The sequence below is a fragment of the Embleya sp. NPDC050493 genome, assembly GCF_044458105.1.
Taxonomy (GTDB): domain Bacteria; phylum Actinomycetota; class Actinomycetes; order Streptomycetales; family Streptomycetaceae; genus Embleya.
Map to the genome: position 1 here is coordinate 183287 of NZ_JBITHP010000021.1, position 7423 is coordinate 190709.

At 73.5% G+C, this 7423-nt stretch carries 2 protein-coding genes; both read left to right on the forward strand.

Annotation, left to right across the window (positions count from 1 at the left end; genetic code table 11):
- The first annotated feature begins 220 nt into the window (after positions 1–220).
- Positions 221–6532 (forward strand): SDR family NAD(P)-dependent oxidoreductase, encoded by a 6312-nt coding sequence (locus ACIBM5_RS32930; protein WP_396010268.1) that lies wholly within the window; start codon positions 221–223, stop codon positions 6530–6532.
- 34 nt (positions 6533–6566) lie between these two features.
- Positions 6567–7423, forward strand: an 857-nt coding sequence (locus ACIBM5_RS32935; protein WP_396010269.1) for a beta-ketoacyl synthase N-terminal-like domain-containing protein, incomplete at its 3' end; no start/stop codon positions are given.

The following is a 7423-nucleotide window of genomic DNA, read 5'->3' on the forward strand; positions in this document are numbered from 1 at the left end:
AGGGTTGACTGGCCTGGTGCCGCCCCCGGCGCCGTTCACCCCGTGGCGGCGCCCGAAACGGCCTCTCGCCGCACCGCCGAAACGTCCGAGTACTTCGAGTATTCCGAGTACGAGGACGGTCCGGCGGCGCGCCGAGGGACCCCGCACCGAACACCGCCACGGGGCAAACGTCGCCGGGCACGGCACCAGTTGAGTACTCGGCCGGAGGAGTGACGAGACGATGGAGAACGAGGGCAGGCTGCGGAACTACCTCAAGCAGGCGGTTGGGGAACTGCAGGACACACGCGAGCGCCTGCAGGAACTGGAGCGGGCGGCCGGCGAGCCGATCGCGATCGTCGGCATGGCCTGCCGCTTCCCGGGAGGTGTCGTCTCGCCGGACGGGTTGTGGGAGCTGGTCGTCGAAGGCCGGGACGCGATCGGCGACTTCCCCACCGACCGCGGCTGGGACGTCGACGGCCGGTACGACCCCGACCCCGGCGTGCCGGGCAGCTTCTACGCCCGCGGCGGCGGATTCCTCCACGACGCGGCCGAGTTCGACGCCGACTTCTTCGGCATCTCGCCGCGGGAGGCGCTGGCGATGGACCCGCAGCAACGGTTGCTCCTGGAGACGTCCTGGGAGGCGCTGGAGCGGACCGGGATGGACCCGCAGTCGTTGCGGGGCAGCGAGACCGGGGTGTTCGTCGGGCTGATGGGCCACGGCGGCCAGCGGTACGGGCTCGGCGCCGAGGAGTCCGGGCAGGGCGGTGACGGATTCGGCGGGACCGGGAGTGCGGCCAGCGTCGCCTCCGGCCGGATCGCCTACCTGCTCGGCCTGGAGGGGCCCGCGCTGACGGTCGACACGGCGTGCTCGTCCTCGTTGGCGACGATGCACCTGGCGAGCCGGGCGCTGCGGACCGGGGAGTGCTCGCTGGCGCTGGCCGGCGGGGCGTCGGTGATGGCGTCGCTGGACACGTTCGTGGACTTCTCGCGCCAGCGCGGGCTGGCCGAGGACGGCCGGTGCAAGGCGTTCTCGGCGTCGGCGGACGGTACCGGGTGGTCCGAGGGCGTCGGCATGGTGGTGCTGGAGCGGCTCTCCGACGCCCACCGGCTCGGGCATCCCGTGCTCGCGGTGATCCGCGGCAGCGCGGTGAACTCCGACGGCGCCTCCAACGGTCTGACCGCGCCGAACGGGCCGTCCCAGCAGCGGGTCATCCGCCGGGCACTGGCCGACGCAAGCCTGACGCCGTCCGACGTGGACGTCGTGGACGCGCACGGCACCGGCACCCGGCTCGGCGACCCGATCGAGGCGCAGGCGCTGCTGGCGACCTACGGCCGGGAACGTCCGCAGGGGCAGCCGCTGTGGCTGGGATCGCTGAAGTCCAACATCGGGCACACCCAGGCCGCCGCAGGCGTGGGTGGCGTGATCAAGATGGTCTCGGCGATCCGGCACGGCGTGCTGCCCAGGACGCTGCACATCGACGAGCCCACGCCCGCGGTGGACTGGGCGTCGGGCGCGGTGGAACTGCTGACCGAGGCGCGCGCCTGGCCCGAGACCGGCCGGCCGCGCCGGGCCGCGGTCTCGGCATTCGGGATCAGCGGCACCAACGCCCACGTGATCATCGAACAGGCCCCGCCGGAACCGGAGTCCGAGCACGCCGCCGAGCCGGAGTCGGGCCCGCGGCCCGGGCACGCGACGGTGCCGCTGCTGCTGTCCGCCTCCTCCACGACGGCACTCGCGGCCCGGGCCCGGCAGTTGCACGCCCACATCACGGCGAACCCCGATGCGCCCGTGGCCGGCGCGTTGGCCACCCGAGCGCCACGACTGGTCCACCGCGCGGCCGTCACCGCCGACGACCCGTCGGCGGGACTCCTGGCACTCGCCGACGAACGGCCGTCCCCGGACGTGCTGGTCGGTACCGCCCGCGCCCGCGGCAAGACGGTGTTCGTCTTCCCCGGCCAGGGCTCGCAGTGGTCCGGGATGGCCCTCGACCTGTACCGCGAGTCGCCCGTCTTTCGCGCCCGACTCGACGACTGCGCCGACGCGTTGGCGCCGCACGTCGAGTGGAACCTGCTCGACGCCCTCGCCGGGCCACTGGATCGGGTCGACGTGGTGCAGCCGGCCCTGTGGGCCGTGATGATCTCGGTCGCCGAGCTGTGGCGACACCACGGCCTGACCCCCGACGCGGTGCTGGGCCACTCCCAGGGCGAGATCGCCGCCGCATACGTGGCCGGCGCGCTGACCCTCGCGGACTCTGCGGCCGTCGTCGCCCTGCGCAGCAAAGCCATCACCCGACTGGCCGGCACCGGCGGCATGGCGTCCATGCAACTCCCGGCGGCCGAGGTGGCGCACCGGATCGAGCGGTACGCGGGCGCGGTGGAGATCGCCGCGATCAACGGGCCCGGCAGCACGGTCGTCTCCGGCACACCCGACGACCTGGCCGACCTCGTCGCGTCCTGCACGGCCGACGACATCCGCGCGCGAATCATCCCGGTGGACTACGCCTCGCACTCGGCGCACGTCGAGGCCCTGCGAGACGAGATCGTCACGGCACTGGCCGGCATCGAGCCTCGGCCCACCCGGGTTCCGTTCCACTCCACGGTGACCGACGAGGTCGTGGCCGGCCCCGAACTGGACGCCGAGTACTGGTTCCGCAACCTGCGCCGCACGGTCGGCTTCGCCGCGGGCACTCGCGCGCTGCTCGACCGGGGACACCGGGTGTTCGTCGAGGTCAGCGCGCACCCCGTGCTCACGACCGCGATCGGCGAGACGGTCGAGGAGGCGGAGGCGTCCGACGCGGTCGTGCTGGAGTCGCTGCGCCGCGACGAGGACGGGCCGGCCCGCTTCCGCGCGGGGCTGGCCAGGGCGTACGTGCACGGTGTCGACGTCGACTGGCGGATCCCGCCCACGACGGCCGAGTTGCCGACGTACCCGTTCCAACGCCGGCGCTACTGGCTGAAGGAGGTCGCCGCGGCCGGCGACACCGCGGCCCTGGGTCTGCACCGGGCCGACCACCCGCTGCTCGGCGCGGCACTGCGCACGGCGGACGGGGAAACGTCGGTGCTCACCGGTCGGTTGTCCCGCACCGCCCAGCCCTGGCTGGCCGACCACGGGATCGGCGATTCGGTGCTGCTGCCCGGCGCGGCGATGGTCGAGCTGGCCCTGCATGCCGGGGACCGGATCGGCTGCGGTCACCTGGGTGAACTGACCATCCAGGCACCGGTGGTGATCGAGGGTGACCTGGACCTGCAGGTGCTGATCGGCGCGGAGGCCGACGGCGGCCGGCCGGTGAGCGTGCACACCAGCCCGAGCGGGCGAGACGACTGGACGCGGCACGCGACGGGCGTGTTGACCGCCGAGAGCCCGCCGGCGTCCGGTGACCTGGCCGCTTGGCCGCCATCGGGCGCGCCGGCCGTGCCGGTGGAGGGGTTCTACGAGGCGCTGGCCGACCGCGGCTACGCGTACGGCCCGATCTTCCGGGGTGTGCGCGCCGCGTGGCGAGACGGCGACGTCGTCTACGCGTCGGTCGCCCTGCCGGAGGATCAGGACGTCACCGGATTCGGGCTGCACCCCGCGCTGTTGGACGCGTCGCTGCACGCGGCCGGCCTGACCGGGACGGACGCCCTGCGGATGCCGTTCGGCTGGACCGACGTGCACCTGCACGCCACCGGCGCCAGGACGGTGCGGGTGCGGCTGACCCCGGTCGGGTCGAGCTCGATCGCCGTGCTCGTGACCGACGAGGCCGGCCAGGTGGTGGCCTCGGTCGGCGAACTGGCGCTGCGGCCGGTGGACGCGGGTGCGTTCGGGCGGACCCGCGTGGACGACTCCGCGCTGTTCGGCCTGGACGCGGTGCCGGTCGAACTGCCCGAGCCGCCCGCCGAGCCGGGCTGGGTCACGCTTTCGGCGGAGGCACACGAACGCCCGGTGTCCCTGTCGGCGGCGACGGCGGTGTTGTGGACGTGCCCCACCGGTGAGCTGCAGGACGTCGTCTCGCAGACGTTGCGCTTCGTGCGGGAGTGGCTCACCGAGCCACACCTCGCCGACGTGCCGCTGGTCGTGCTCACCCGGGCGGACGAACCTGCCCACCGCGCGGTGGCCGGGCTGCTGCGCACCGCGCGCACCGAGCATCCGGGCCGGCTCCGGCACATCGACGTCGACGACCACCCGTACACGCGGCGGGCGCTGCCGGCCGCGATGGTCGCCGAGCATCCGGAGCTGGTCCTCCGGGCAGGCGTCGGCGCGGTGCCGCGGCTGGTCCGCGCGTCCGCGTCCCCGACGTTGCCGGCGCCCAAGGATGTGCCGTGGCGACTGGCGCTGACCTATCGCGGTGAGCTGGACGGCCTGTCGCTCACCGCGTGCCCCGAGGTGCTGCGCCCGCTGGAGGCGGGCGAGGTGCGCATCGCGGTGCGCGCGGGCGGGCTGAACTTCAAGGCCGTGCTGCTGGAGTTGGGCATGGTGGCGCAGGACGGCTGGTCCTCGCTGGGCGAGGGCGCCGGGATCGTGCTGGAGGTCGGTGCGGACGTCACCGGACTGGCCCCGGGCGACCGGGTGATGGGCCTGTTCACCGGGGGTCTGGGCTCGGTCACGATCTCCGATCGCCGGCTTGTCGTGGCGATGCCGAAGCGCATGTCCTTCGCCCGGGCCGCCGGGATCCCGGTGGTGCATCTGACGGCCTACTACGGTCTCGCGGACCTGGCCGGGCTTCGGGCGGGCGAGTCGTTGCTGCTGCACGCCGCGACCGGCGGGGTGGGCTTCGCGGCCCTGCAACTCGCCAGGCACTGGGGCGCCGAGGTGTTCGGCACCGCCAGTGCCGGAAAGCGGGACGTGCTGCGTGCCTGGGGATTCGACGACGACCACCTCGCCGATTCGCGCAGCCTGGGCTACGCCGCGCGGTTCGGGCGGGCCACCGGCGGTCGCGGCGTGGACGTCGTGCTCAACGCACTGGCCCACGAGCACGTCGAGGAGTCGCTGGCCCTGCTGCCGCGCGGCGGGCGATTCGTGGAGATGGGCAAGACCGACATCCGCGACGCACAGGAGATCGCCACGACATATCCCGGAGTGCACTACCGGGCGTTCGACGTGATGGAGGCCGGGTTCGAGCGCATCGGCGAGATGCTGGAGGAGATCCGCGTCCTGTTCGACGAGGGCGCGCTGCGGCCGATGCCGCTGACCGCGTTCCCCGTGCACCGCGCGCCGGAGGCGTTCCGGTACCTCAGCCAGGCGCGGCACGTCGGCAAGATCGTGCTCACCCTGCCCGCCCCGCTCGACCCCGACGGAACGGTGCTGGTCACCGGTGGGACGGGGGTGCTCGGCGCACTCGTCGCCCGGCACCTGGTCGCCGAACACGGCGTGCGCCGGCTGCTGTTGACGAGCAGGCGCGGTCCGGCGGCCGAGGGCGCGACCGCGTTGCTCGCGGAGCTGCGTGCGGCGGGCGCCGAGGTGTCCGTGCAGGCCTGCGACGTCTCCGACCGGGACTCGGTGGCGGAGCTGGTCCGTTCCGCCCACCGGCTGACCGGCGTGATCCATGCGGCCGGGGTGATGTCCGACGGCGTGCTGGAGGCGCTGACCCCGGAGGGTCTCGACACCGTGCTGCGGGCGAAGGCGCAGTCGGCATGGCACCTGCACGAGCTGACCCGAGAGCACGACCTCTCGCTGTTCGTACTGTTCTCCTCGGCCGCCGGAGTGCTGGGCAACGCCGGTCAGGGCGGGTACGCCGCGGCGAACGCGTTCCTGGACGGGCTCGCGGAGCATCGGCGCGGGCTCGGGCTGCCGGCCACCTCGATCGCGTGGGGCCTGTGGGCCCGGGAGAGCGCGATGACCGGCCACATGAGCGAACTCGACCGGGAACGGCTGGCCCGGATGGGTCTGGGCGCGATCACCGACGAACAGGGCCTGGCCCTGTTCGACGCGGCACTCGACCTGCACCGTCCGGTGGTGGTGGCGGTGCCGGTCGACGTGGCCCGACTCCGCGCCGGCGGCCGTCCGGTGCCCGACGTGCTGTTCGCCCTGGACCCGGCGGCGCCGACCCGACGACGGGTCGTGACGGCGGCGACCGCGGCGACCCACGCGGATCGGCTCGGGGCACTGCCCGAACGACAGCGGCGCAAGGAACTGCTGGAACTGGTACGGGAGTCCGCCGCGATCGTGCTCGGCCACAGCACGGCCGCGGCGGTCGACGCGGACAGCGCGTTCAAGGAACTCGGGTTCGACTCGCTGACGGCGGTGGAGTTGCGCAACCGACTGGGCAACGGCACGGGGCTGCGCCTGCCGCCGACGGTCGTGTTCGACCATCCGACACCGACCGAGCTCGCCCGGTTCCTGGACGAACTGCTCGTGCCCACCGAGGAAACGACCGTGGGCTCGATCGTGACGGAACTCGACCGCCTCGTGGTGACCCGGCTCGACGAGAGCGAGCGGGGCCTGCTCGCCAAGCAGTTGCAGGAGGCGCTGCGCCGGCTCGCGGTGCCGGATGAGGCAGGCGGGGAGCGCGACTTCACCGCGGCCTCCGACGACGAACTCTTCGACTTCATCGACGGCGAACTCGACATCGCGTGATCTTGCACGTCCGAACGGAAGGGGGCTGCCCGAGATGTCCAACGAGCAGAAGCTTCGAGAGTATCTGAGGCGGGTCACCACGGACCTGCAGCGAGCCCAGCGCGAGCTGCGCGACGTCGAGGCCGCCGCTCGCGAGCCGATCGCGATCGTCGGAATGGCAAGCCGCTTCCCGGGCGCCCCACACACCCCCGAGGACCTGTGGGAACTGCTCCGCGCCGGCGGGGACGCCCGCACCGAATTCCCGACCGACCGCGGCTGGGACATCGACCGGCTGTCCGACCCGGATCCCGACGCCCCGGGCACCACCTACCTCACACAGGGCGGCTTCCTGCCCGACGCCGGGCGGTTCGACGCCGAGTTCTTCGGGATCTCGCCGCGGGAGGCGCTGGCGATGGACCCGCAGCAGCGCCTGCTGCTGGAAACCTCGTGGCAGGCACTGGAGAGCGCCCGGATCGACCCGGCTTCGCTCCGGGGCAGCGCGGGCGGCGTGTTCGTCGGGGTGATTCCGCAGGAGTACATGCCTCGCGCGGGGGAGACGCCCGCGGAGCTGGAGGGCTTCGTGCTCACCGGCGGCACCACCAGCGTTGCCTCGGGGCGGATTTCCTATGTGCTGGGCCTGCTGGGGCCGGCGGTGACCCTGGACACGGCGTGTTCGTCGTCGTTGGTGTCGATCCACCTGGCGGAGCAGTCGCTGCGCAGCGGGGAGTGCGACCTCGCGCTGGCGGGCGGCGCCACCGTGATGGCCGGCCCCAGCGTGTTCGTGGAGTTCTCCCGGCAGCGCGGGTTGGCGCCGGACGGGCGGTGCAAGGCGTTCGCGGCGGCGGCGGACGGTACCGGTTTCTCCGAGGGGGTGGGGGTGCTGGTGTTGGCGCGGCTCTCCGAGGCCCGTCG